The organism is Johannesbaptistia floridana (genome assembly GCF_057440575.1).
In genome coordinates, this window is sequence record NZ_JALKVM010000280.1 from 45,702 (window position 1) to 70,907 (window position 25,206).

The 25,206-nt window shown below is 37.9% G+C and carries 16 protein-coding genes; 10 read left to right on the plus strand and 6 right to left on the minus strand.

Annotated elements, in window-relative coordinates; translation table 11 throughout:
* The first annotated feature begins 307 nt into the window (after positions 1–307).
* Positions 308–1,609 carry a DUF1822 family protein gene (locus tag MW688_RS17335; protein ID WP_486737268.1) on the plus strand — a complete coding sequence of 434 codons (1,302 nt, stop codon included), beginning with the start codon at positions 308–310 and terminating at the stop codon, positions 1,607–1,609.
* Here the strand turns inward: MW688_RS17335 and MW688_RS17340 are convergent.
* Entirely contained in the window at positions 1,606–5,718 is a 4,113-nt protein-coding gene (locus tag MW688_RS17340; protein ID WP_486737269.1) for a CHAT domain-containing protein, read from the minus strand. The genes MW688_RS17335 and MW688_RS17340 overlap by 4 nt on opposite strands.
* Before the next feature lie 684 nt (positions 5,719–6,402).
* Complete coding sequence (gene leuS / locus MW688_RS17345; protein ID WP_486737270.1) at positions 6,403–9,000, minus strand: leucine--tRNA ligase; 2,598 nt, start codon at positions 8,998–9,000, stop codon at positions 6,403–6,405.
* Between the two features lie 186 nt (positions 9,001–9,186).
* On the opposite strand from leuS, the gene MW688_RS17350 reads away from it, so the two are divergent.
* The 4 genes from MW688_RS17350 (at position 9,187) to nifK (ending at position 15,516) form a co-directional block, all read left to right on the plus strand.
* Entirely contained in the window at positions 9,187–10,113 is a 927-nt protein-coding gene (locus MW688_RS17350; RefSeq protein ID WP_486737271.1) for a cation diffusion facilitator family transporter, read from the plus strand.
* A gap of 1,140 nt (positions 10,114–11,253) precedes the next feature.
* Complete coding sequence (gene nifH, locus MW688_RS17355; RefSeq protein WP_486737272.1) at positions 11,254–12,132, plus strand: nitrogenase iron protein; 879 nt, start codon at positions 11,254–11,256, stop codon at positions 12,130–12,132.
* 197 nt (positions 12,133–12,329) lie between these two features.
* Positions 12,330–13,781 carry a nitrogenase molybdenum-iron protein alpha chain gene (nifD, locus tag MW688_RS17360; RefSeq protein WP_486737273.1) on the plus strand — a complete coding sequence of 484 codons (1,452 nt, stop codon included), beginning with the start codon at positions 12,330–12,332 and terminating at the stop codon, positions 13,779–13,781.
* Between the two features lie 163 nt (positions 13,782–13,944).
* Complete coding sequence (gene nifK / locus MW688_RS17365) at positions 13,945–15,516, plus strand: nitrogenase molybdenum-iron protein subunit beta (protein WP_486737274.1); 1,572 nt, start codon at positions 13,945–13,947, stop codon at positions 15,514–15,516.
* A gap of 143 nt (positions 15,517–15,659) precedes the next feature.
* Here the strand turns inward: nifK and MW688_RS17370 are convergent, their stop codons facing one another.
* From MW688_RS17370 to MW688_RS17385, 4 genes are all read right to left on the minus strand, one after another.
* Positions 15,660–16,823, minus strand: a complete 1,164-nt coding sequence (locus MW688_RS17370; RefSeq protein WP_486737275.1) for a GuaB3 family IMP dehydrogenase-related protein — start codon at positions 16,821–16,823, stop codon at positions 15,660–15,662.
* Between the two features lie 65 nt (positions 16,824–16,888).
* A complete protein-coding gene (locus tag MW688_RS17375; protein WP_486737276.1) occupies positions 16,889–18,619 on the minus strand; it encodes a R3H domain-containing nucleic acid-binding protein in 1,731 nt (576 codons plus the stop codon).
* A 98-nt stretch (positions 18,620–18,717) separates the two neighbouring features.
* Complete coding sequence (locus tag MW688_RS17380) at positions 18,718–19,449, minus strand: peptidylprolyl isomerase (RefSeq protein ID WP_486737277.1); 732 nt, start codon at positions 19,447–19,449, stop codon at positions 18,718–18,720.
* A 28-nt stretch (positions 19,450–19,477) separates the two neighbouring features.
* Positions 19,478–20,059, minus strand: coding sequence for a photosystem I assembly protein Ycf4 (locus tag MW688_RS17385; protein WP_486737278.1), 582 nt, complete (start codon positions 20,057–20,059; stop codon positions 19,478–19,480).
* 478 nt (positions 20,060–20,537) lie between these two features.
* Here MW688_RS17385 and psbD point away from each other — a divergent pair, with 478 nt between their 5' ends.
* The 5 genes from psbD (at position 20,538) to MW688_RS17410 (ending at position 24,875) form a co-directional block, all read left to right on the plus strand.
* On the plus strand, positions 20,538–21,596 hold the full coding sequence (gene psbD, locus MW688_RS17390; protein WP_486735681.1) for a photosystem II D2 protein (photosystem q(a) protein): 1,059 nt from the start codon (positions 20,538–20,540) through the stop codon (positions 21,594–21,596).
* The gene (gene psbC, locus MW688_RS17395; RefSeq protein ID WP_486737279.1) at positions 21,580–22,965 is read left to right on the plus strand and encodes a photosystem II reaction center protein CP43; all 1,386 of its coding nucleotides are present in this window, start codon (positions 21,580–21,582) and stop codon (positions 22,963–22,965) included. Before psbD ends, psbC begins: the two co-directional genes overlap by 17 nt.
* A gap of 121 nt (positions 22,966–23,086) precedes the next feature.
* Positions 23,087–23,638 carry an adenylyl-sulfate kinase gene (cysC, locus tag MW688_RS17400; RefSeq protein WP_486737280.1) on the plus strand — a complete coding sequence of 184 codons (552 nt, stop codon included), beginning with the start codon at positions 23,087–23,089 and terminating at the stop codon, positions 23,636–23,638.
* 68 nt (positions 23,639–23,706) lie between these two features.
* Positions 23,707–24,462: a TIGR00297 family protein gene (locus MW688_RS17405; RefSeq protein WP_486737281.1), complete on the plus strand. Its 756-nt coding sequence runs from the start codon at positions 23,707–23,709 to the stop codon at positions 24,460–24,462.
* Positions 24,459–24,875 (plus strand): DUF3750 domain-containing protein, encoded by a 417-nt coding sequence (locus MW688_RS17410; protein ID WP_486737282.1) that lies wholly within the window; start codon positions 24,459–24,461, stop codon positions 24,873–24,875. Before MW688_RS17405 ends, MW688_RS17410 begins: the two co-directional genes overlap by 4 nt.
* Positions 24,876–25,206 lie beyond the last annotated feature (331 nt).

Consider the following 25,206-nt stretch of genomic DNA (forward strand, 5'->3'; position numbering starts at 1 on the left):
GTCACTAAACCAATTGAATCAAACTCAGAAAAAAAGGGCCATATATTATGTATAACAATAGATTCTTTATCAACTTGCACATTAGTTAAAGTCTAAAATGAAGATTATGTAAAAAACAAAAATATTAAATCAAACTCACACAAAAAGAGACAGTCATTATGTATAAAAATAGATTATTTATAAATTGGCACATTATTTAAAGTATAAAATGGCGATTATGCAAAAAACTAAAACATAAATAATCAATACAAATCTATTATTTATGTTGATTAAGTAGCTAATTTTTTTATTAACTTTACCTATAAAAATGAACAATATAAGCAATCCAGAAAGATGGGCAATTATTAAAGTTTTTTTAAACCAAACACCTCGTACTCAAGAGGTACTAAAAGAGTTTATGTGTGCAGATAATTACCAAGAAATTGGCAAAAAGCTTGGCATGAAGCCAAATACAGTTTCCCAACATATAACCAAAGTCTGTAAAGAACTCAAAAAGCACAATGTATTGCCTAATGATTTGAATGCTAAAGAAATAAGTCAAGAACTAAAAAGACTATTAAATAAATATATATACGATATACTCATAGATCAATTTGCGCAAATTTTATCTTGGCAAGGAAACTATAGGCCGTACTTTCCAAATAAAGAGCAAGGAAAAATTATTATTACTCTACAGATTGACCCATTAAAATTAAACTTTAATTTTATGTTAAATATTTTGAGAACAATTACAAAGTTTTTTGGCAAAGATGGTATAAAAATTAGAATAGAGGATGGTAGTATCAAATTAACAATAACTGGTTCATTAGAAGGTTGTCAAAGGATTAAATCTCAATTTGATGCTGGGGAATTGACAGAAATATTAGATATACCTATTACAGATGTTTCTTCAGTAGAAATAATAACACAAGATAATATTTGGACTAATTTAAGAAGTTGGATACAATCTAACATCCCCCCTGACTGGGATTTAGAAGAAATAGTTGGTGGAACGATTGCCGCTTTAAAAACCAATCCCGATTTTTTTGCCACTTCTGCTTTAGGTTCGGTAATGAATACTAGTAACCAAGAAGAGTTAAATAGATTAATTCCTGAATTATTAACCAGTCTCAATAGTGAAGATATCAATATAGTGCGTTTATCTGCCCAAAAATTAGGCGAAATTAAAGTAAATACTCCTGAAGTAATCAATAGTTTACAAGAAAAACTAAAGACAACAGAAGATATTGAAACTCAATGGCAACTTGCTTTAAGTTTGTCCCAAATTGCCCCTGAAGAATCCCCTCAAGCTAAAGCACAAAAACAAACTATAGAATTAGGGGATGCTTCTTTAGAACTAATTATCGCCACTAAAAATGGTGAAGATGATTTCGTTGATATTTTAGTAGAAATAAGACCTGATTGGGATGATTATTTACCTATAGGTTTAGAAGCTAAAATCCTGGAAGAATCGGGAGCAGATTTTTGGCAGGACGATATTGATTTTACTCGACAGGTCAACGACGAACAAAGCTATATTTACTTTAGTTTTTGGGGAGTACCAGGAGACAGATTTATCTTACAAATCAGTTTAGAAAATACAATGCTACAGAAAAATTTTCAGGTTTAAGACCCAATTAAATAAAAAGCCCCCCAATAATAGGGATGTTGAAATGGATATGAGTTTCCTTGTGTTTGTTCTTGTTGTAGCCAATTTCTTAGTTTTTGTTTCTCCATTGACTTAAGAGGTAATTTCTCTTGACGCATCCATGTACTTAATTCCTTGTTAGTTAAATTTTTCAGCCATACTTGTGCTTGTTTTAAGGCCGCATTGGGAGTATTTCCAGTGTGAAGATACTTATAAAACTGCAACATCAAACAAGCAGTAGGAAAGTCTTGCACTTCCCACAGAGATACCAACACAGCTTTAACTCCAGCCGCCATCAAACCACGAGCTAAACCAATTACCCCGTCTCCTGTAATTTTTCCTAATCCTGTGGAACAAGCACTCAAAACCACTAATTCTGCATTTAAAGACAAGGTTTGAGGAGGTGCGAACCGAGCTAAAATATCTCCTACCGTGAGAAAGCCTTGTTCTTCTCCTTCAGCGGCTAGGGCAATTCCACTGTCTAAGGGTTGCAGGTCATTAAATTCACCATGAGTCCCAAAGTGGATTATTCTCGCCTTCGGAAGTTGAGTGAGAATCTCTCTGACTGTGGCTTGTTTTCCCAAAAGTGGTTCTATTTTAAATAAATTTGATATTGCTTTAGCCGCAGTTTCTGAATATGGAAGTTGTGGTAATGGTTGGGGTGGTGAACCAAAAGAGGGCATTTCGGGATTTCCTACTACTAAAACATTTTGTACTTCCTTCGTAATCATAAAATTTTGCTGAGTTAAATTGAGGGTTTGAATCGAGGGGGATAAAATTATTGAATACTCCTCGATTAAATATTTATTAGTTTTGGGGTCGAGCAGGGTAGCAAAAGGAACTAAAAATAAAGTTTCATGAGGAATTAAGATGACTTGTTTTGTCAAAGATGTGTTTAAAAAAGATTCTATTGGTTCAATTAACAGTTGATATAGTTCGGTTAATAAGGTTCGACTCTTTTCTAATTCCCTTGAGGAAGCAGAGTTAAATGAATTGTCAAAAGAGCTATCTAAGTTATTACTAAAACTTTCTCTAAGTCTAATAATCAAATTTGATAAACAAAAATTTGGCTGTTGGGGCTCAGAATTTAATTCAATGGTTTTCAAAATAGTAGAACCATTCGTCTGTACTGCCCAAATATAAACTTTTGCTTCGCTTTTTTCTTGCTTAACGACAAAATATTCAACAATCGTCGCCGAATAAGTTAGAGCTAATTGTTGAATTTGCTCAAAATTAATTTCTGGGCTAGTAAGAGGAAAATTAATTAAATCTTGACTAACATCTCGATTAAAGCGTGTTGCTAAAAGGTCGGCAAAAGCTCTCGCTCTAGATTTTTCCGAAAGAATTAGTGCTTCATTAGTATCTCCTAAAGCAACTGATATCTCCAGAACTTTAGCAAACAAAGGCTGTGCTTGTTCTAAAGCATCAATTTTTTCTAAATCATTGACTAATTTACTGCGCCATCTTTCAAGGTGATGAGTTAGATTTGATAGCATTGTTCGAGAGTTTTGTTGATTTTCTTCAAAACTTTTGACTATATCTATTCTTGACATAAAGTTATGTTGAAGGTCGATTTCAAAGCTAAGGTTATTCAGTATGTGAAAAGAGTGTAAGTAGTGACGAAATAAATTAGTTTCTATCTTAGATAAATCGGGATTATCTAATAAAAATTTTTCAATTCTTCGGTCTAATTCTAGAATTTCTCTACTGTCTAATTCTTGACCAGTATGGTTATAATTATTTTTGTTTTTGAGATTTTCTCCTAATTGTCTAATGAAAGTGATTGATAAATTAACATCTTCTAAAAAATTTGGATATTCAGCAAATATTTTTTCTTTGCACTCTAAAAACTGTTGAATATTTAAATTAATTTGTTCTCCAAATATATCCAGATAATTACGTAAAATAATCCAAGCTTCAATAAAATCTATTTCTGCTTTAGCGATTTTCTCACTTAATATTTCTAAATTATTTAATTCTTTTTTTGTTGCAGTGATTAAATTATGATAGTATTTTTCAAAATTATTAATAAAATAGTCAAATTCCGGTTTTTGAACCAAAGGATTTGTTGGAGATGGCTTGCGGGTTAAGTTAAAGGCAATTCTTCTATCTTTTCTTTGAATAATAATATTAATCTCGGTATTAGCTGGACCTAATAATAGCTGATAAAATTCTTGATTAGAAATCTCTTTAAGTTCAATTTCTCCTATTTGAATTAAGATGTCTCCTGGGACAATTCCTGCTAATTCTGCGGGACTGTCTTGGAAAACTTTATTAATAATAATATCGCTATCCTCGTTTTTTCGTATACAATTTATTCCAATAAAACCTCGACTGTTTTCATTATCTAGTAAAAATTTATTTATTTTTAAATCTTCAATATAAAGTTGACAATTTTGTTGAAAATTAATTAAATTTTGTCTAATAGAAGTTGTACGTTCTTTAAATAATCTACTGGCACTTTCTTCCGGGCCTAATAATTGTATTACTTTAATAAGATGATCTAAATTGCCAATTAATTTATTATATTTACCAGAGTAAATATTGCACTGTAGCAGACAAAATACTAGGGTAAAAGCCTCAGCCTGTAAATAGGACAATTCATCTTGAGACGATATATCTAGTTGATGTCGTTGATGACGATATAAACTTAAAACTTCTTCTAATACAGTAACTGCTTGTTCAAATCGATTTTCAACAGCTAATCGATGTCCTAACCAGCGCAACTCTCTTAAAAATATGTCATCATTTTGAGATGCAGTTTCAACATTGATAGGTAACTGCCAAATAGCAACAACTCCTTGGGATTTATTGGGAAAATCACTTGATGCCCACATTCCAGATAACATACCACCTTGATTGAGAGAGCGAAAATATCCCCATCCTTTTTGTTCGCTGTTAGTCCAGTTAAATTCTAAAAAATTCCCCTCAGCAGTTCCGATAATCTCTCCTCCTAAAGCTTCTCCTTGAGGATGATAAGTTCCTAAGACTTTATTACTATTTTGTTGTAATTTTATCTCCCCTATGTTTGCTATATCAGTTGACCAACATCCAGTAAATTTTGAGTTTTCTGCCTCAAGATATTGGCGTAATTGTTCTACTACTGGACTTTTTTCTATTTCACCAACTATTGTTGCTTGATAATTACTAGGGTTGATATTTTTAAGATCATATCCAGAAGCATTGATACTACCCGTAACCATCTCCCCATTAATTGTTAAATTAACAGCTATATGTTCTCCCATTACCAGAAGAATCTGTGATTCTAAATCATTTTCTGTTTTACTAAACCAAGTACAATTAGTTTTAGGTAATTTCTGTTGATAGTCTAAGTTAATATTAATTAATTTAGAATTAGTTTCTTTTGTTTCTGTTATGGAATACCAATCACCCTCTGAAAATTGTTCTAATGATTCACAATTCAAACTTACCTGGCCAGGTTGTAACCCCTCGGATAAATTTCTGGGAGATAATTGAATACTATTAGGTTTTTCACTTTCTAGGGGAAAAGTAATAAATAAAATAGCTTCTAAAGAATTAAAAGAATTGTTGTTTATCTTTGCTTCCAACAGAACGCGATAGTTTTTAATTATTGGTAAGGGATCTATTTCTAATTTAAATTGCTCCGCATCTTTAAGAGTAGCTAAAGATTCATCTGATTTTAGGGAGGAATTGGTGGCTAATTTCCCACATTTCTCAAATTCATCCATTGTCAGAGATGTAGGTTCTAGCTTTTGAATAATTCTAGCAATTTGTAGAGGTTCCCAAGGAGTTGATAAACTATAAATCCCATCGAGAATTAAGAATTTATCTTCTTGTTGTATAATTCCATCGAAAAAAACTTGTTCAAACTCAATAATTTTTTCAGATCGAAATTTAAAAATTGTGTCAAATTTTGTATAGGTAGATGTTAAGGGAAATAGTCTCTGAAAAAGTGAAGTTGTTGGTTGAAAAATTATTTGGTTTTTCCCCTTGAATCTCCATAGTCCCGATTGAAAAAGGGAATCAATCTGACGAAATGTTAGTGAAGTCCCTTGTTTTAGCTCAATTTGAGGTTTTTGATTGCCTTGATAAACTACGTCTTTATTCAAAATAATTGGCCGTTCTTACATACTTAAATTTCTTTTTCTTTTCCAGTATATACTACTAGAATCATATCTTGCACTCCCAAAAAAGTACAGAAATTGGCCAACAGGCGAGAATCAATTTTTAAGCGCGATCGCATTAATTCTTTAACTCATTACTTCAAAACTTCAAGACTTCAAAACTTCAAGACTCAATCATCACCAGTAAATGAGTGGAAAAGATGCTTTGGTCTGAACTAAAGGTCTGTAAATATACAGAAAAGATTAAATGACCCCATCGGCGCGGTAAGATTTCTGAGTTTGATAGGGCTAAAGCCAATACTGCGTAGGTTTTGAATCAAACATATTCCTTCTGAGAAAGCAGGGAGCACCGGAGCACGGGAGCTTCAACAGAGGGGTTTTTGGCTTTGTACCTAATCTCCTTTCAACCTTACTCTAATCAATAATTTTCTCTTAACCGAACAGTATTGGGGCTAAAGCCCTACTACAAACTTATCGAATGATAATCACTGGGTTTTATAACTACAGTTGAGAAATCATGATTAAAGTTAAACTAATGTTTGCTTTATTGAAACACCTACTCATATCTTGCACTCCTAAAAAAGTACAGAAATTGGCCAACAGGCGAGAATCAATTTTTAAGCGCGATCGCATTAATTCTTTAACTCATTACTCATTACTCATTACTCATTACCCTGTTACTACAAAATTAACTAACTTATCAGGAACAACAATGACCTTTTTCACTGTTTTACCTTCTAGATAACGTTGTCCGGGTTCAGATTCTCTAGCGTATTTTTCTAGGGTAGCGCGATCGCTTTTTGCTGGTACTTGGATTGTCCCGCGAGTTTTACCCATAATTTGAATCACTAGGGTAATTTCATCTACCACTAAGGCTTGAGGGTCCAATTGGGGCCACTCTTGTTGATGTATGGATTCACTGTAGCCTAGTTTTTGCCACAATTCTTCTGCTAAATGAGGTGCAAAAGGTGCAATTAACTTAACTAAGGTTTCAATCCCCTCTTTATACACTTTTGTTGTGGGGGATTTAAATTCACCTAAGGCATTACTCAACTTCATCAATTCTGAAACTGCGGTATTAAATTGATACTCACCCTCTAAATCTTCAGATATTTCTTTGATTGCGGTGTGAATACTGCGTTTCAGGTTTTTTTCTGCCTTTTGATCAGTTTTCTGGCTTGGTTGCTGATTTTGGCTACTATAATCATCTACTAAACGCCAAACCCGATTAAGAAAGCGGAATTGTCCCTCTACATCTGCATCATCCCATTCTAAATCTTTTTCTGGGGGTGCTTTAAACAAGATAAACATTCTGGCTGTATCAGCGCCGTATTTACTAATTACCTGTTGAGGATCTACACCATTGTACTTAGATTTAGACATCTTCTCATAGAATACCTCTAGAGAGTCTCCGGTATTAGGGTCTGTGGGATTTTCTGAATTTACTTGAGTCTTTGGTATATATTTACCTGTTACGGGATTTTTATAAGTTATACCTTGAACCATGCCTTGGGTTAAGAGACGTTCAAAGGGTTCATCAAAATCTAACAGTTGGCGATCGCGCAACACTTTAGTAAAGAAACGGGAGTATAGTAGGTGTAGAATCGCGTGTTCTATTCCCCCCACATACTGATTTACGGGCATCCAATCATTTACCTTGTCTTTACTAAAAGCTGATTCACTGTTTCCTGCGTCGGTGTAGCGGAGGAAATACCAAGAGGAATCAATAAAAGTATCCATGGTATCGGTTTCGCGTCTAGCGGCCTTCCCACATTGAGGACAATCTACATTTACCCATTCTGACAATTGAACTAGAGGAGAGGGACCACGTCCGGTAAATTTTACGTTTTCTGGTAGAGTTACAGGTAAATCTGTAGCTGGTACACTGCCACAGTCATCACAATGAATAATCGGTATAGGCGCACCCCAGTAGCGTTGACGGGAGATTAACCAGTCTCGTAGACGGTATTGTATGCGTTTTTTGCCGAACTTTTCCGATTCTGCGTAGGCGATTATCGCTTCTTTAGCTTCTGTTGAAGGCATACCATCAAATTGATCTGAATTTATCAGTATACCTGGGTCTGTATAAGCTTCTTTTAACTCTCCTGCCTCTGTACCTGCCTCTGTACCTGCTTCTGTCCCTGCCTCTGTCCCTGCCTCTGTACCAGAAGGTACAATTACCTGTTTAATCTCTAGCTTCTTTTCTGTAGCAAATTTAAAATCTCTACTATCATGAGCTGGTACTCCCATAACTGCACCTGTACCGTATTCATACAGTACATAATCGGCGATTAGAATAGGTACCTGTTGCCCATTAAAGGGATTAATTGCCATTCCCCCGGTTAATACCCCTTGTTTTGGTTTATCTTCTGCGGTTCTCTCTACTTCGCCCTTGTTTTTCATTTCTTCGATAAACGCTTTTACCACTTCTTGGCGTTCTGGGGTAGTTAGTTTTAGGGTTAGGGGGTGTTCTGGCGCTAACACCACATAAGTTACTCCGTAGACTGTATCAGGACGAGTAGTAAATACTGCTATTTTTTCTTCTTGATTCACTACCGGAAATTCCAAATATGCTCCTACTGATTTACCAATCCAGTTAGCCTGCATTAGTTTTACTCTTTCTGGCCAACCCTTTAGTTTGTCTAAATCTTGTAGTAATTCTTCTGCGTAGTCAGTAATTTTTAGAAACCATTGTTTTAGTAGTTTGCGTTCTACTTTTGCACCACTGCGCCAGGAGTATCCATTACTATCTACTTGTTCATTAGCTAATACCGTTTGGTCAATGGGGTCCCAATTTACTGCTGCTTCCTTTTGATAGGCCAATCCCATCTCATAAAATTGTAAAAATAACCACTGAGTCCAGCGATAGTATTCTGGTGTACAGGTAGCCACTTCTCGATTCCAATCTAAGGATAAACCTAGCTGCTGCAATTGCTGCCTCATTTGGGCTATGTTTTGTTTTGTCCATGCTGCTGGTGCCACACCACGGTCAATCGCTGCGTTTTCTGCGGGCAATCCAAAGGCATCCCAACCCATGGGATGGAGAACTCGATAACCCTGCATCCGTTTTACCCTAGCAATTACATCTGTTATTACATAGTTACGCACATGGCCCATGTGTAGGCTTCCTGAAGGGTAGGGAAACATAGATAAGGCGTAGAATTTCGGCTTATTTGTAGATGCCAGGGGTGTTTCGTCTAACCCTGATTCTTTCCAGTTTTCTTGCCATTTTGCCTCAATTTTTGCTGCTTGGTATCGGGACTCCACTGCCTATTCTCTCAATTATTTTTATTTATTTTAACTCAATTTTGCCTTTTATATTCTAACATCGGTACGTGACCACGGGGAGTTTTGGCAACAGACCCCGCAAAAAATGACAATTCGGTATAATGTTGAGAGTTAAGAAAGTTTATTTTGTAAAATCCAAAGAGTTTCAAATTTCTTATTGCTAATATGTCAGAAGGTTCGTCCCGCTCAATTTATGCCGCTATGATTGCCAATATTGCTATTGGGGTAGCCAAATTTATTGGGGCTGGAATTAGCGGTAGTTCAGCCATGTTATCTGAGGGAATTCATTCAGTTGTTGATTCGATTAATGAGGTCTTATTGCTTTACGGTCTCAAACAAAGCAAAAAAGAGCCTGATGAGGACCACCCCCTAGGACATGGCCAAGAGATTTACTTCTGGTCTCTGATTGTAGCCGTGTTAATTTTCGGTTTAGGAGGTGGGATCTCAATCTATGAGGGATTTACGTCTTTTGAGCATCCTAGAGAATCAACTAACGTTATGGTGAGTTATGGAGTTCTCTGTGTTGCTGCCCTGTTTGAAGGAACAGCCCTTTTGATTTCCTTGAGAGAGTTTAAAAAAGAACGTTCTGACAAAGACATCAGTTTCTGGCAAGCTCTTAAGCGCAGTAAAAATCCCGCTAATTTCGTGGTGATTTTTGAAGATAGCGCCGCCTTACTAGGTATTGCAGTGGCTCTGTTGGGTGTATTCTTGAGTGAGTTTACAGGGAACATTTTTTATGATGGCTTAGCCTCTATTTTTATTGGAGTTATTCTCACCATTGTTGCTATTATGCTGGTGGCTAAAACCAGAGGATTATTAGTAGGAGAAAGTGCTGATCCTCAAATAAGACAAAGTATCACGAAGTTAGTGACAGAAGATAAAGCTGTCCTTAAGGTAGAATCCCCGATCACATTTCAACTCGGGCCAAGGGATATTTTATTAGCTTTAAATATTGAGTTTCAAGATGATTTATCTTCTGATCAAATCGAATTAGCTATCCGTCGAATTGAAGACACCATTCGTGCTGCTCATAGTGATGTCAAACGTATCTTTATTGAGGCCCGCTCCATCACTTGTGAATACGACAGTTGATAATTGCCTTTTCAAGCAAGCGGTCTGGAGTGCAGCAAAAATCTTGATAAAAACTTGCGTTAAGCTAAAATTCTGCATCAACACTTTTATAGCACCTTCCCAGATTGGTGAAAAAGATTTTTACTGTTGGCGGGGCGATCGCCGACTCCATAACTCAGACCCTCGCATCTTTACCCAAAGTTATTGGTTGTGGATGAATTATGAGTAATGAGTAATGAGTAATGAGTAATGAGTAAGAAGTCTTGAAGTCTTGAAATAAGAAGTAATGACTGAGGAAGTTTTGAAGTTTTGAAGTAATGAGTTAAAGAATTAATGCTCAACCCTTAAAAATTGGTTGACCGAGTGCAAGATCTTAGGGTAAAGAGAAATGAACTTTTTCTGAGGTTAATTTAGTACATAAGTACTGGTGCAAGATATGAGATAACCATAATACTAGTTCCGGTTACTTCAAAAGCCATCTGTAGGTTGGGCCCTTGTCACGAAACCCAACATTAACATTAATTTTATGACCATATACTATAGTTTTTGCGTTGTATAGCAATAGACAGGTCCAAACTCCACATGAAGGGAATTTAGTATTTTCAAATTAGAAATAAAAAAATAAAGATGTTTTTCACAACATCTTTTGTATAATTTTTTACTAAAAGCAATTAAAGGCTTTTTAAAAAGCAATAATAAATACATTTGTGGAGTTAATTGTTATTATTGTAACAAACCTAAAAAGAAAAGCAAAATTCAATTTGAATGCACTCGATTCTAGAGCTGATTAATGATTATAATCTATATATACTAAGGCTTTGAGGAAGTTTAGGTCTAATAGTTAAATACCAGAGTCTCAGGAAATAAATACTAACAACCCATCCTAAAAATACTAGAACCCATACCCCTAAAAATTTTTTCTCTTCATCAATTACTAGATAAATTAGGAGTTTCAGGGATTGAGTACTCTTTAAATTAATTTAATCAAACTAACCGAGTACACATTTTATTTAGGGTAAAAATCTTGGTGATATAAATTTAATAACAACTCAAACATCTCATCTTTGGTTTTACATTTTTAGAGTAAAACACTTCAAAAATAAAAATCAAATTAGATTCCATTAACTTCTAAACACAAGTAATTAAAAACGAGAAAAAACTATGAGACAGATTGCATTTTACGGAAAAGGCGGTATCGGTAAATCCACTACTTCTCAAAACACTATTGCTGCCCTTTCAGAAACTCAAAAAGTAATGATTGTAGGTTGTGACCCCAAAGCTGACTCTACTCGCCTCATGCTTCACTGTAAAGCCCAAACTACTATTCTGCACTTAGCAGCAGAAAGAGGTTCAGTAGAAGACCTAGAACTAGAAGAAGTGTTACTAACTGGATATAATAACGTTCGTTGCGTTGAATCCGGTGGTCCAGAACCAGGAGTAGGTTGTGCAGGTCGCGGTATTATTACTGCGATTAACTTCCTAGAAGAAGAAGGTGCCTACGACGATATTGAGTTAGTTTCCTACGACGTATTAGGTGACGTTGTTTGCGGTGGTTTCGCTATGCCTATCCGTGAAGGAAAAGCTCAAGAAATCTACATTGTTACTTCTGGGGAAATGATGGCCATGTATGCGGCTAACAACATTGCTCGTGGTATTCTCAAATATGCTCACTCTGGTGGTGTTCGCCTAGGCGGTTTAATCTGTAACAGCCGTAAAGTTGACCGTGAAGTGGAATTAATCGAGGCTTTAGCAGAAAAACTCGGAACTAAAATGATTCACTTCATTCCTCGCGACAACGTTGTGCAACGGGCAGAATTGCGTCGTATGACTGTGATTGAGTACGAACCAGATCATCCTCAAGCTGAAGAATATCGTACTCTTGCTCGTAAAATCGAAAACAACAAAGACCTAGTAATTCCTACTCCCATCAGCATGGATGAACTCGAAGAATTATTAGTTGAGTTCGGATTCATGGATTCTGATGAAGAGTATCAAAAAGCCCTCGAAGCAGACAAAGAGAAACAAGCGGCCGTTTCCTAAGTGACCTAAGTGAGTTGACAGTGACCAAACAATAGGAAGACAAGCCCGCGCCTTAAGGTGTGATTTGAAAACAACTTTGATTCCTTATTTGTTTTCATAAGACTTAAAGCTTATGTATTTCCGAATTCCGAACTTGATATGACGGGTCACTGTTAATTAATCACTCTCATAACTGATAAACTATACTGGAGAAAATCATGACCAAAGCAGTAGAACAAAATAAAGAGCTAATTAAAGAAGTCCTAGAAGCCTATCCCGAGAAGGCAGCTAAAAAACGCGAAAAACACCTCGGTGTTTATGAAGAAAATAATTCTGATTGTGGTGTTAAGTCTAATAAGAAATCTGTCCCTGGAGTAATGACTACTCGTGGTTGTGCCTATGCAGGTGCCAAAGGGGTAGTTTGGGGACCCGTAAAAGACATGGTTCACATCAGTCATGGACCTGTAGGATGTGGTTACTATTCTTGGTCTGGTCGTCGTAATTATTATGTTGGAACTACTGGCGTTGATACTTTTGGAACAATGCAGTTTACTTCCGATTTCCAAGAAAGAGACATTGTTTTCGGTGGAGATAAAAAACTAGCTAAATTAATTGATGAACTAGAAGTTCTCTTCCCCCTAAGCCAAGGTACCACCATTGAGTCTGAATGTCCCATTGGCTTAATTGGTGATGACATAGAAGCAGTAGCTCGCAAAAAAGCACTTGAAACTAAAAAACCAGTAATTCCCGTACGTTGTGAAGGATTCCGAGGTGTTTCTCAGTCTTTGGGACACCACATTGCTAACGATACTGTCCGTGACTGGGTACTACCTAAAGCTGATGAATATCGTAAGCTCCCAGAAGGCTTTGAACCTAGTCCCTATGACGTTAACATCATCGGTGACTATAACATTGGTGGAGATGCTTGGCCTAGCCGCAGACTTCTAGAAGCAATTGGTTTACGAGTGATTAGCCAATTCTCGGGAGATGGTACTTTTAATGAAACAGTGATGACTCCTCTAGCCAGACTCAACTTAATCCACTGTTATCGGTCCATGAACTATATCTGCCGTCACATGGAAGAAAAATACGATATTCCTTGGTTAGAATATAATTTCTTCGGACCCACTCAAATCGCTAAATCTCTACGTAAGATTGCCGCTCAGTTCGATGAAACTATACAAGAAAAAGCAGAGCAGGTAATTGCTGAACATCAAGCTCAAATGGATGCAGTGGTTGAAAAGTATGGTCCTCGTCTCAAAGGCAAGAAAGTAATGATGATGGTAGGTGGACTTCGTCCACGTCACGTTATCCCCGCTTTTGATGATTTAGGAATGGATGTCATTGGTACTGGTTATGAGTTTGGCCATGGTGATGACTATAAGCGTACCACTGAATATACCCAAGAAGGTACGGTTATCTATGACGATGTCAGTGGTCACGAGTTTGAAGAATTTGCCAAAAAACTAAAACCCGACTTAATCGCTGCCGGAATCAAAGAAAAATATGTCTTCCAGAAAATGGCTCTGCCTTTCCGTCAGATGCACTCCTGGGATTACTCAGGTCCCTATCACGGTTATGAAGGTTTTGCTGTATTCGCTCGTGATATGGATTTAGCTATCAACAACCCCACTTGGGATTTAATTAAAAATCCTTGGGACAAGGAGTAAGACTCATACTCCCTCGCGAGAGCTCAGCTAGAAATAATCCTTCGTCTTTCCTGATTCAGCAATTGTCATAAAAGAGCAAAAACCAAGTAAGACGAAGGCTCCAGAAAAAATAATCGCACTAATTATCCACAACTAATAACATTCCAAATAGAGGTAGAGCATCATGACTGAAAACACTGAAAATAATTCAACTGTCTCCGCAACTACAGAGCCCGGGAAAATTCAAGACCACTTCGATTTATTCCAAACCGATACATATCAAGAGCTATTTGAATACAAACGTCAGTTTGAAGGAGCTCACAGCAAAGAAGAAGTAGCCAGAATTGCTGAATGGACTAAAACTTGGGATTATCGTGAGAAAAACTTTAGCCGGGAAGCTCTGACTATCAATCCCGCCAAAGCTTGTCAACCTCTAGGTTCTCTCTTTGTCGCCGCCGGTTTTGAAGGAACTTTACCCTACTCACACGGTTCTCAAGGTTGCGTAGCTTATTTCCGTACCCACTTAACCCGTAATTTCAAAGAGCCTTTTCAAGCTGTTTCTTCTTCCATGACTGAGGATGCTGCGGTATTTGGTGGACTCAAAAATATGATCGATGGGTTAGCAAATTCCTACACCCTTTACAAACCGAAAATGATTGCCTTATGTACTACATGTATGGCTGAGGTAATCGGTGATGACTTGGGTGCATTCATCCAAACCTCCAAAAATGAAGGTTCTATTCCCCAAGATTTCCCAGTGCCCTACGCTCATACTCCTAGCTTTGTTGGCTCTCATATCACTGGCTATGACAACATGCTTAAAGGCATTCTCGATTGCTTAACTCACAACAAGAAGCAAGAAACTACTAACGGTAAGTATAACTTTAATTTGGGCTTTGATCCTTATGTGGGAAATACTCGTGAACTAAAACGAATTCTGGAATTATTCGACCTCGACTACACAATTCTTTCCGATAATTCCGATGCCTTTGATTCTCCTAATACTGGTGAATTCCAAATGTATAATGGTTTGACCAAGTTAGAAGATGCCGCTGACTCGATTAATGCTGAGGGTACTTTCTTCTTCCAAAAATATACAACTCCTAAAACTCAGGAATATATTGAGAAAGAGTGGAGTCAACCTACCTATAATTTCCGTCCTTTTGGCATTCGCGGTACTGATGAGTTGATTACTAAGTTATCAGAAATTAGTGGTAAAGCTGTACCTCAAGAATTAGTGGAAGAAAGAGGTCGTGCTGTTGATGCTATTAATGATTCCCAAGCTTGGATTCATGGCAAACGCATCGCTCTCTATGGAGATCCTGATCATGTTTTCGGTTTGGTTAACTTCTTACTAGAATTGGGAGCAGAACCTGTACATATCGTAGTAACTAACAGTAATCCTGAGTTTGAAGAAGAATTACAAGCCGTCTTGGATGCAAGTCCTTATGGTAAAGATGCTACTATCTGGGGCAAAAAAGATCTCTGGCATCTACGTAGTTTATTATTTACTGAACCAGTAGATCTGATCATTGGTAACTCCTACGGTAAATACCTCTGGCGTGACACTAAAACTCCTCTCGTGCGCATCGGCTATCCTATCTTTGATCGCCACCACATGCACCGTTATGAAACTTTAGGTTATCGTGGTGCCCTGAATCTCCATAACTGGATTATTAACACTATTCTTGATGAACTTGACCGTCAAACTATCATTCCTGCAAAAACTGATATTTCTTTCGATCTCATTCGTTAATAATTCAGGATCTATTTATCTATATAGTGAGAGTTTGACCTACTATTTTTCAGTAAAAAAATGGGGATGTTAAGAAACTCTTAAAAAAGGGGGAAAAAGTATAAACTTTTTTCCCCGATTAAAAATGTTATTAGGAGCTTAATTTATTTACCCATACCTAGTTGTTGAGCTTTTTGATAAACCTTTCCTTCTGTTAATAGAGAGGGGGCAACAATTACTTCAACCTGCTGCATTTCTTTAATGTTTTTAGCTCCTAATGTACCCATACTAGTTTTTAAAGCACCTAGAAGATTATGAGTCCCGTCATCAAGTTTAGCAGGACCTACTAAGATTTCTTTTATACTACCAGTGCTACCCACATTAATACGAGTACCGCGAGGAAGCACAGGACTAGGAGTCGCCATACCCCAGTGATAATCATTACCTGGAGCTTCTGTTGCCCTGGCAATAGGAGAACCAATCATCACTGCATCAGCACCACAGGCGATACATTTACAAATATCGCCTCCGGTAATAATTCCTCCATCAGCAATAATGGGTACATACTTTCCTGTTTCTCTTTCAAAATCATTTCTGGCGGCGGCACAATCAGCGATCGCCGTCGCTTGAGGAACTCCTACACCTAGTACCCCTCTAGAAGTACATGCCGCCCCTGGTCCTATTCCCACGAGAATCCCTGCCGCTCCTGCTTTCATCAAATTATAGGCCACCTCGTAACCAACACAATTACCGAGGATAACTGGCATAGACATTTGGTGACAAAATTCAAACAAATCCAAAGGATTTACTGACTCAGGGGACAAATGAGCTGTAGATACCACAGTTGCCTGAACAAATACTAAATCTGGGTTAGCTGTTACTATAGCCTCAGAGAATTTGACGGCGCCCGCTGGGGTCAAGCTAACAGCAGCTATTCCTCCTTGGGATTTAATTTCTTGAATTCTTTGAACGATTAATTCAGCTTTAATTGGTTCTGCATAAAGCTCTTGCATTAAATTAACAAATTCTGATTTACCAACAGAAGCTATCTTCTTAAGAATAGGAGTTGGGTCTGAATAACGAGTTTGTACACCTTCTAAATTAAGAACACCTAAAGCTCCCAACTCAGAAAGTTTAACGGCCATGTTTACGTCAACAACACTATCCATGGCACTGGCGATGATTGGAATTTCTCTAGTAATGTTACCAAGTTCCCAGGTTGTTTCTGCCAAACTTGGATCTAAGGTACGCACTCCGGGGACAAGTGCGATTTCGTCAATTCCATAAGCTCTATAGGCTGTTTTACCCCGACCGATTGCTATCTCCACTCTTTTTTATTTTCCCTAAGCTATTAGCCTAGACTATCAGATTTTTACTATATTTGGCTAGGTTTCTAAGCTGGGTAAATACGCAAACGGCGATTTGGTTCTTCGCCAAAACTATCAGATTGCAAGCGATAATGTTCCACCAATTCGTGCTGCATTTTTCTCACTTTGGGAGAGCGAGGTAGTAATTCTACTGGTTGTTGTTTAGGAATTACTATTTGTTCCACTGCCAATCTAGCTTCTTCTAAAGCTTCCATCTCATCTTGGTTGGCGGATTTGGTAAAAAGACGTAAATCAGCAGATTCATTACTCTCAAAGTCTTCTAAATCTAATAACTTTTTCAACCCCTGAGTTATTTGAGGTATGCTATTTGACTTAATACCATAGGTAGGAATCTGATAAGTTTTGGCTATTTCGTTTAGTTTACCATGATTTTTCAGATGAGAACGTAGAGCCAAAATAGCATCAGCATTTTCAAAATCTTTGGTAATTACCACGGGCAAATTGAGAACATTAATTACCTGTTCTAATTGATTGCGACCAATTCCATAGGGATAGAGATAAATTGGCCAATCTTCTCCACTAGGTCCAGGAATCCGAATTTTATCGTTTGTTTGCTCTTTTTGTTGCCAAGACTGGTCTAACATGGATTCAAAATTTGAATTGGTGCTATTTTTAATGGGACTCATACGTCCTGAAGCACGCCAGCCTGTTGGTTTTACTGGGCTTTCTGAAAAACTATTTTGAGATAAAGCCACACTACTAACACCCCCTGGGGTTTCTTCGGTAATTTCTATTTCTCCCTCTTCATTAACGGTTCTAATTTGGATGGAGGGGTAATTACCTCTTAATAGAGCATCAACGGTTTGAGCTACGTCTTCATGAACTGCCCAGCGCTGTTTTTCGAGCATTTCGATGGCCACGGTAAAAGTTGGTGGTGCTTTGCGCTCTAATACGGTTTTTTGAGAATTTCTTCGTCTTGCTTCATCATCTCCTAGAGTAACTGCTTGAATTCCTCCCACTAAGTCTGCTAAAGTGGGATTCTTGATTAAATTTTCTAACCGATTGCCGTGGGCTGTTCCTACTAATTGAACTCCCCTTTCGGCGATTGTTCTTGCCGCTAGAGCTTCTAATTCTGTCCCGATTTCGTCTATTACAATCACTTCTGGCATGTGATTTTCTACGGCTTCAATCATTACCTGGTGTTGTAATTCGGGACGAGCTACTTGCATTCTCCGAGCTCTTCCTATTGCAGGATGAGGAATATCACCATCTCCTGCAATTTCGTTAGAGGTGTCTATGATTACGACTCTTTTGGCCAAATCGTCGGCTAATACCCTAGCAATTTCTCTCAATGCTGTGGTTTTGCCCACTCCAGGACGACCTAGGAGTAAAATTGATTTTTCGCTTTCGACTAATTCTTGAATCATAGTAATTGTGCCGAAAACTGCTCTACCTACTCTACAGGTTAAACCAATAATTTCTCCGCTCCGATTACGAATTGCACTAATTCTGTGTAGAGTTCGTTCAATTCCTGCTCGGTTATCCCCACTAAAATGACCAACTTTTTGAATACATCCCTCTAAGTCTTCTTTTGTTAGAGTTTGATCGCTCAAGTAAGATGTTGATTTGGGAAAGCGAGCTTCGGGTTGTCTCCCTAAGTCCATTACTATTTCCACTAATTCATCTTTTCGAGGATGTCTCTCAATACTCTCTCTAATTGAGTTCGGTAATATTTCTATGAGTTTTTGCAAATCGTCTGTGCTTGACTGACGATTCAATGGCATTAGGTTTGACATTGATGGTTTGTTGGGCGAGAGTTTGTTTGATTTTAGTTGTTCTTCTGTTCACATAGGCAGTTTTTACCTACCTATGTTTTGTGAAACCAAGATTTTGTTTATTCTTGTTGTAAGTTTTCTAGTCCTTCGACTACTTTGGCAGATTGTATGCGATCGCCTTGTTGAATTTCATCTACTACCTCCATTCCTTCTTTTACGTAGCCAAATACGGCATAACTTCCATCTAAGAATTCCAAATCTGCTAAAGCTATATAGAATTGAGATGAGGCACTATTGGGCATTTGTGACCTTGCCATTGCTACTGCCCCTCGACTATGGTTTAATACTGGTTTTTGTCGTACTGGTTTTCCATATATCGGCTCGTCTACTCCTTCTACTTTTATTTCTAAGGGAATGTAACGAGGTGCTGAACTTTCTGGGTCTATGAAGCTCCCTGTGCCTAATCTGCTCACGGGATAATTCGGGTCTTTTCCTTGGGGATCTCCTCCCTGCACTACAAATGGCTCTGGATCTTTTACTACCCTATGAAATACTAATCCTTCGTATACTCCTCTATTTACTAAGTCTACAAAATTTCCTGCTGTAATTGGTGCATTTTCTCCATCTACTTCTATTATAATCTTTGAGTTATCTACTACTAGTTCTACTGTAGCTTTTCCTTTCAATTGTGGCAATGTTGTATTGTTTGAAGCGATCATGATTTGATTGGGTTTATTTACTAAGTTTGACCCTGCTGTAGCACTATTTACTGTTAATAGCTCTATCAACAAAATAATTATCAGAGGCAAAAAAAACAGATTTTTTAGATTTTTCTTCCACTTTGTGTTCATTTTCTTTTATTCTAACTCATTGGTGGACCTACAGCCCTTCTAGGGGAACTTCCAAAAAACGAGCTAATTGAGCCCCTTGATTTTCTAATTCAGATATAGGTAAAGGCTCTCCTACTCTTGTTAGTGGAATCTCCTGGCGCTGTTTACAAGATAAGTATAAGGCTCTTTTAGGATTAATTCCTTCTTTTATTTCAGCTCTAATGGATTTTGCCTCTTCTAATGGGTAGGTAATTTCAATCCGGCGATTTTTCCCGGGAAAACCCCAACGAAAGATGGTAATTTTCCCTGTCTTCTTATTAAACTCATTATAACCTCCCCCTATATTCCAAATCATCGTTAACCAGATATATGTCGTTAAGATTGTTCCCGCTACTCCATAAAACAGCAAGGCAACTCCTTGGGGAATAAACTGAAAAGTTGTCGCATCACTCACTATTAATAAGTTTATTTTAAAATAGCTTGATAGTCCTGCGAGGAGAAATCCTATTCCACCCATAGACGTAGCCACCCCCCAAAAATAGTTACTTAGACGTCTCGCCCCTAATATTTCCTGACGAAATATTTGACTTTCTACAGAATCAGAAGAAATTTTGCTTGATTGATTAGTCATAAATTGTTTTTGATTATTTAACTAACTAGTTTATTTTAATTAACTCTCTATTTTAGATTAACTCACAGTATAAGGCTTTGCTGAGAAGAAACTGAGAATTTTTTTATCAGGAGCTATAGAGAGATAGATGACCTATTTTAAAACTAATTAGATATATATAGGAATATTTAGGGGTTTTAGTCGCTTATATTCTCAAATTTTACTTTATTCCCCCGAATAAAGCTAATTTTTTCCTTTTTTCTTTTTAAGTACGTAAGTATTTTTTAAGTAATTTATGTCAATTTGTAAATTTTTTGCTAATAATTATTAAAGGGACATTTAATTTACATCCCAAAACTATCCGTAAACATTCGACGGAATATTTAAAATCCAATAAATACCACAGTGCTAAATTTAAAAACGCTGTGAACAAGAGGATTAACCATTTAACCAATTGGTTATAAACAGATAAGAAGAAAAAATTGGCAAGAGGTTGTAAATGACTATAGCAGTAGGACGTGTATCCCAACAGAGAGGGTGGTTTGACGCCCTTGATGATTGGTTAAAACGCGACAGATTCGTATTTGTAGGCTGGTCAGGCTTACTACTATTCCCCTGTGCCTACATGGCCTTAGGTGGATGGTTAACTGGAACCACTTTCGTAACATCTTGGTACACTCACGGATTAGCAAGTTCATACCTAGAAGGATGTAACTTTTTAACCGTAGCGGTATCAACTCCCGCAGACAGTATGGGACATTCCCTACTATTTTTGTGGGGACCTGAAGCAGGTTGGAACTTCACTCGTTGGTGCCAAATCGGAGGACTTTGGAGCTTTGTAGCTTTACACGGTGCCTTCGCATTAATCGGCTTTATGTTACGTCAGTTTGAAATATCTAGACTAGTAGGAATCAGACCATACAACGCTATTGCTTTCAGCGGACCCATAGCCGTATTCGTTAGCGTATTCTTAATGTATCCCCTAGGACAATCAAGCTGGTTCTTCGCTCCTAGTTTTGGAGTAGCAGGAATCTTCAGATTTATCCTATTTTTCCAAGGATTCCATAACTGGACATTAAATCCTTTCCACATGATGGGGGTAGCAGGTATACTAGGTGGAGCACTATTATGTGCCATCCATGGAGCCACAGTAGAAAATACTCTGTTTGAAGATGGTGAGCAAGCAAACACATTCCGTGCCTTCAGCCCAACTCAAGCAGAAGAAACCTACTCAATGGTAACAGCAAACCGTTTCTGGTCACAGATATTCGGAATTGCATTCTCCAACAAACGCTGGTTACACTTCTTCATGTTATTTGTACCAGTAACAGGACTATGGATGAGTGCAGTAGGAGTAGTAGGATTAGGGTTAAACTTGAGAGCTTACGATTTCGTATCTCAAGAGCTAAGAGCAGCAGAAGACCCAGAATTTGAAACCTTCTACACTAAAAACATCCTGCTCAACGAAGGACTAAGAGCATGGATGGCTCCACAAGACCAACCACACGAAAAATTTGTATTCCCTGAGGAGGTACTACCACGTGGTAACGCTCTCTAACACAGCATTAACAGGATCCGGCCGTGACATAAATTCTACAGGTTTTGCCTGGTGGTCCGGTAACGCTCGTTTAATCAATTTATCCGGTAAATTATTGGGCGCTCACGTCGCTCACGCGGGCTTAATCGTATTCTGGACAGGAGCAATGACTTTATTTGAAGTTGCTCACTACATACCAGAAAAGCCTATGTACGAACAAGGAATGATTCTTATTCCTCACTTAGCAACTTTAGGATGGGGTGTAGGACCTGGTGGTGAAGTTATTGACACTTACCCCTACTTCGTAGTGGGAGTTTTACACCTTATCTCTTCTGCGGTACTTGGTTTAGGGGGTATTTACCACGCTATCCGTGGTCCCGAAACTCTAGAAGAGTACTCTAGTTTCTTCGGTTATGACTGGAGAGACAAAAACCAAATGACCAACATCATTGGTTACCACCTAATTCTACTCGGTGGTGGAGCACTACTTTTAGTATTCAAAGCCATGTTCTTTGGTGGTGTATATGATACTTGGGCGCCTGGTGGCGGAGATGTGAGAATCATCACTAACCCAACTCTAAACCCCGCAGTAATCTTCGGTTATCTACTAAAAGCACCTTTTGGTGGCGATGGTTGGATGATTGGGGTAAACAACATGGAAGATATCATCGGTGGTCACATTTGGGTTGGCCTAATCTGTATCGCTGGTGGTATTTGGCACATCTTAACCAGACCTTTCGGTTGGGTACGTCGTGCCTTCATTTGGTCTGGAGAAGCTTACCTATCCTACAGCTTAGGTGCTCTTTCTCTCATGGGCTTCATCGCTTCCGCTTTCGTTTGGTTTAACAACACCGCTTATCCTAGCGAGTTCTACGGACCAACTAACGCAGAAGCATCTCAAGCTCAATCCTTCGTATTCCTAGTACGTGACCAAAAATTAGGAGCTAACATCGCTTCTTCCCAAGGTCCCACTGGTCTAGGTAAATACCTCATGCGCTCTCCTACTGGTGAAATTATCTTCGGTGGTGAAACTATGCGCTTTTGGGACTTCCGTGGTCCTTGGTTAGAGCCTCTACGTGGTCCTAATGGACTTGATTTAGACAAGCTCAGAAATGATGTTCAGCCTTGGCAAGTACGTCGTGCTTCTGAGTACATGACTCACGCCCCCAACGGTTCTATCAACTCAGTTGGTGGTATTATTACTGAGCCCAACTCCTTTAACTTTGTAAACTTACGTCAATGGTTAGCTGGGTCTCACTTTATCTTAGGTTTCTTCTTCCTAGTTGGTCACCTTTGGCACGCAGGTCGCGCTCGTGCGGCAGTTGCAGGCTTTGAAAAAGGTATCAACCGTAAATCTGAACCTGTACTTTCTATGAGTGACTTAGACTAATTTTTTAGTCTCTGTTTTCTACAACCCTCGCCTTTCGGTGAGGGTTTTTATTTTTGTTAGTCAAAATAGGCAGTAAAGGTTTATTATATTCTAGATATTTTATAAATGAATGAAAGAACAAATGAAGCAACGTGGAGTAACTCTTTGGTTCACAGGTTTAAGTGGTGCAGGTAAAACAACTATTACTCAAGCAGTAGCCAAACTATTAACAGATAATGGCTATTCTCTAGAGATTTTAGACGGTGATATTGTTCGAGAAAATCTAACTAAAGGCTTAGGTTTTAGTAAAGAAGACCGTGATACTAATATTCGTCGTATTGGTTTTGTCGCCAATTTACTGACTCGTCATGGGGTAATTGTTTTAGTCTCAGCTATTTCTCCCTATCGTGAAATCCGTCAAGAAGTAAAAGAAAAAATTGGGGATTTTATAGAAGTTTATGTGAATGCTCCTCTTAATGTTTGTGAGGATCGTGATGTAAAAGGTTTATATAAACGAGCAAGAGCCGGAGAAATCAAGTCTTTTACTGGTATTGATGACCCCTATGAGCCTCCTACTAACCCAGAATTAGAGTGTAGAACAGATTTGGAAGAGTTATCTGAAAGCGTAACTAAAGTCTTTGATAAGCTTCAAGAGTTGGGGTACATTTCTGAGAAAATTCCTGTATCTGTATAATAAAATCAAAAGAAAACGGTGAGCTTTTAATTAGCTCACTAATTTAAAAAATTATTTAAATAACAGTAATGTTTTTAGAACTAAGTTTTTCCAATCCTTGGCTAATAGGTATCGAAGTAAATACAGTACTGATATTGATAGCTATAATCGCCCCTAAAAAGTTACTTACCTGGGCAGGTTTAATTAATGCCTGGCTATTAGGTGTGATTATTTGGGGTACTTTGGGCTTATCTGGTTACTCGGTGATCATGTTTTACTTCTTATTTGGTTCCGCTGTTACTAGGGTGGGAATGACGGAAAAAGAAGCACAGGGTATAGCAGAAAAAAGATCCGGCGCTAGAGGTCCAGAAAATGTCTGGGGTTCAGCTTTGGTGGGAACTATTTGTGCTATTACTACTCTTGTGGTCAAACCAGAACTAGTTCCTCTATTTACTCTCGGTTATGTGTCAAGTTTAAGTACTAAACTTTCGGATACTACCGCTAGTGAGATTGGTAAGGCTTATGGTAAGCGTACTTTTTTAATTACTACTCTACAACCTGTGCCTAAGGGCACAGAAGGGGCTGTGAGTTTAGAAGGTACTCTGGCAGGCGCAATAGCCTCTGTGGCTATTGCGGCAGTCGGTGCTTTAGTAGGTTTAATTTCTTGGTTGGGAGTGGTTTACTGTGCGATCGCCGCTTTTATTGCTACCAATTTAGAAAGTTTAATTGGTGCCACTCTACAGTCTAAATATACTTGGCTTAGTAATGAGTTGGTCAATGTGATTAATACTCTTATTGGTGCCATTGTTGCTGTTTTACTCGCCTTAGCTTTTTCTCAGATATGACAGTAAGAGTAGAATTACGGGCTGCTAAAATCCCTTTTGTTGGTCAAATAGCCGTTCATTATTGGTTAGTTATCTTGACACCTAACTATACAGATAGGTGGGAAGTATGGCAAAATTGCCACCGATGTGAATCGAGTTGGGGTCATATTCATAAGAATTTGATGCCTCATGAGAATGGAGTGGGTAATGGTGGAAGTTGGGTTGAGTATACCTGGTCAACATCAGATGCTCACTCTATCATTAAAGTTATAGAGAATACACCAGAAACTTATCCCTATAAATATAAATATAGATATTGGCCAGGACCTAATAGTAATACTTATGTCCAATGGATATTAAATAGTGCTCAAATACCCTATAGTCTTGGACCTTTAGGATTAGGGAAAGATTATAAACATCTTAGGTTCTTCTGAAGATGGTATTTATTAGGTTTGAGTAAGAATAGCGATCGCACTCCAGGTAGGTTCGTAGTTGGACTTTAGTCCAATAGATACATTAAGATTTCACACTTTAAGTCATAGCGCACCAGCTCAGATCTTGCATCTTTACCCAAAGTTACTTGTGGTGGTTAAGTTTTGAAGTCTTGAAGTAATAAGTAATGAGTTAAAGAATTAATGCGCACCGAGTAAGGTATCCCAAAGGCGATCGCTTAATTGTTATTGCGTAAAGCACCAAATCCAATTGATTTAGGGCGCAAGTATGAGCTTATTTAGGGCGCAAGTATGAGCTTATTTAGGGCGCAAG

What these genes read in the sequence shown, in the direction of transcription:
- MW688_RS17335 (WP_486737268.1), top strand. Translation starts at nt 308, where the DNA reads ATGAACAATATAAGCAATCCAGAAAGATGGGCAATTATTAAAGTTTTT.
- MW688_RS17350 (WP_486737271.1), top strand. Translation starts at nt 9,187, where the DNA reads ATGTCAGAAGGTTCGTCCCGCTCAATTTATGCCGCTATGATTGCCAAT.
- nifH (WP_486737272.1), top strand. Translation starts at nt 11,254, where the DNA reads ATGAGACAGATTGCATTTTACGGAAAAGGCGGTATCGGTAAATCCACT.
- nifD (WP_486737273.1), top strand. Translation starts at nt 12,330, where the DNA reads ATGACCAAAGCAGTAGAACAAAATAAAGAGCTAATTAAAGAAGTCCTA.
- nifK (WP_486737274.1), top strand. Translation starts at nt 13,945, where the DNA reads ATGACTGAAAACACTGAAAATAATTCAACTGTCTCCGCAACTACAGAG.
- MW688_RS17375 (WP_486737276.1), bottom strand. Translation starts at nt 18,619, where the DNA reads ATGTCAAACCTAATGCCATTGAATCGTCAGTCAAGCACAGACGATTTG.
- MW688_RS17380 (WP_486737277.1), bottom strand. Translation starts at nt 19,449, where the DNA reads ATGAACACAAAGTGGAAGAAAAATCTAAAAAATCTGTTTTTTTTGCCT.
- MW688_RS17385 (WP_486737278.1), bottom strand. Translation starts at nt 20,059, where the DNA reads ATGACTAATCAATCAAGCAAAATTTCTTCTGATTCTGTAGAAAGTCAA.
- psbD (WP_486735681.1), top strand. Translation starts at nt 20,538, where the DNA reads ATGACTATAGCAGTAGGACGTGTATCCCAACAGAGAGGGTGGTTTGAC.
- cysC (WP_486737280.1), top strand. Translation starts at nt 23,087, where the DNA reads ATGAAGCAACGTGGAGTAACTCTTTGGTTCACAGGTTTAAGTGGTGCA.
- MW688_RS17405 (WP_486737281.1), top strand. Translation starts at nt 23,707, where the DNA reads ATGTTTTTAGAACTAAGTTTTTCCAATCCTTGGCTAATAGGTATCGAA.
- MW688_RS17410 (WP_486737282.1), top strand. Translation starts at nt 24,459, where the DNA reads ATGACAGTAAGAGTAGAATTACGGGCTGCTAAAATCCCTTTTGTTGGT.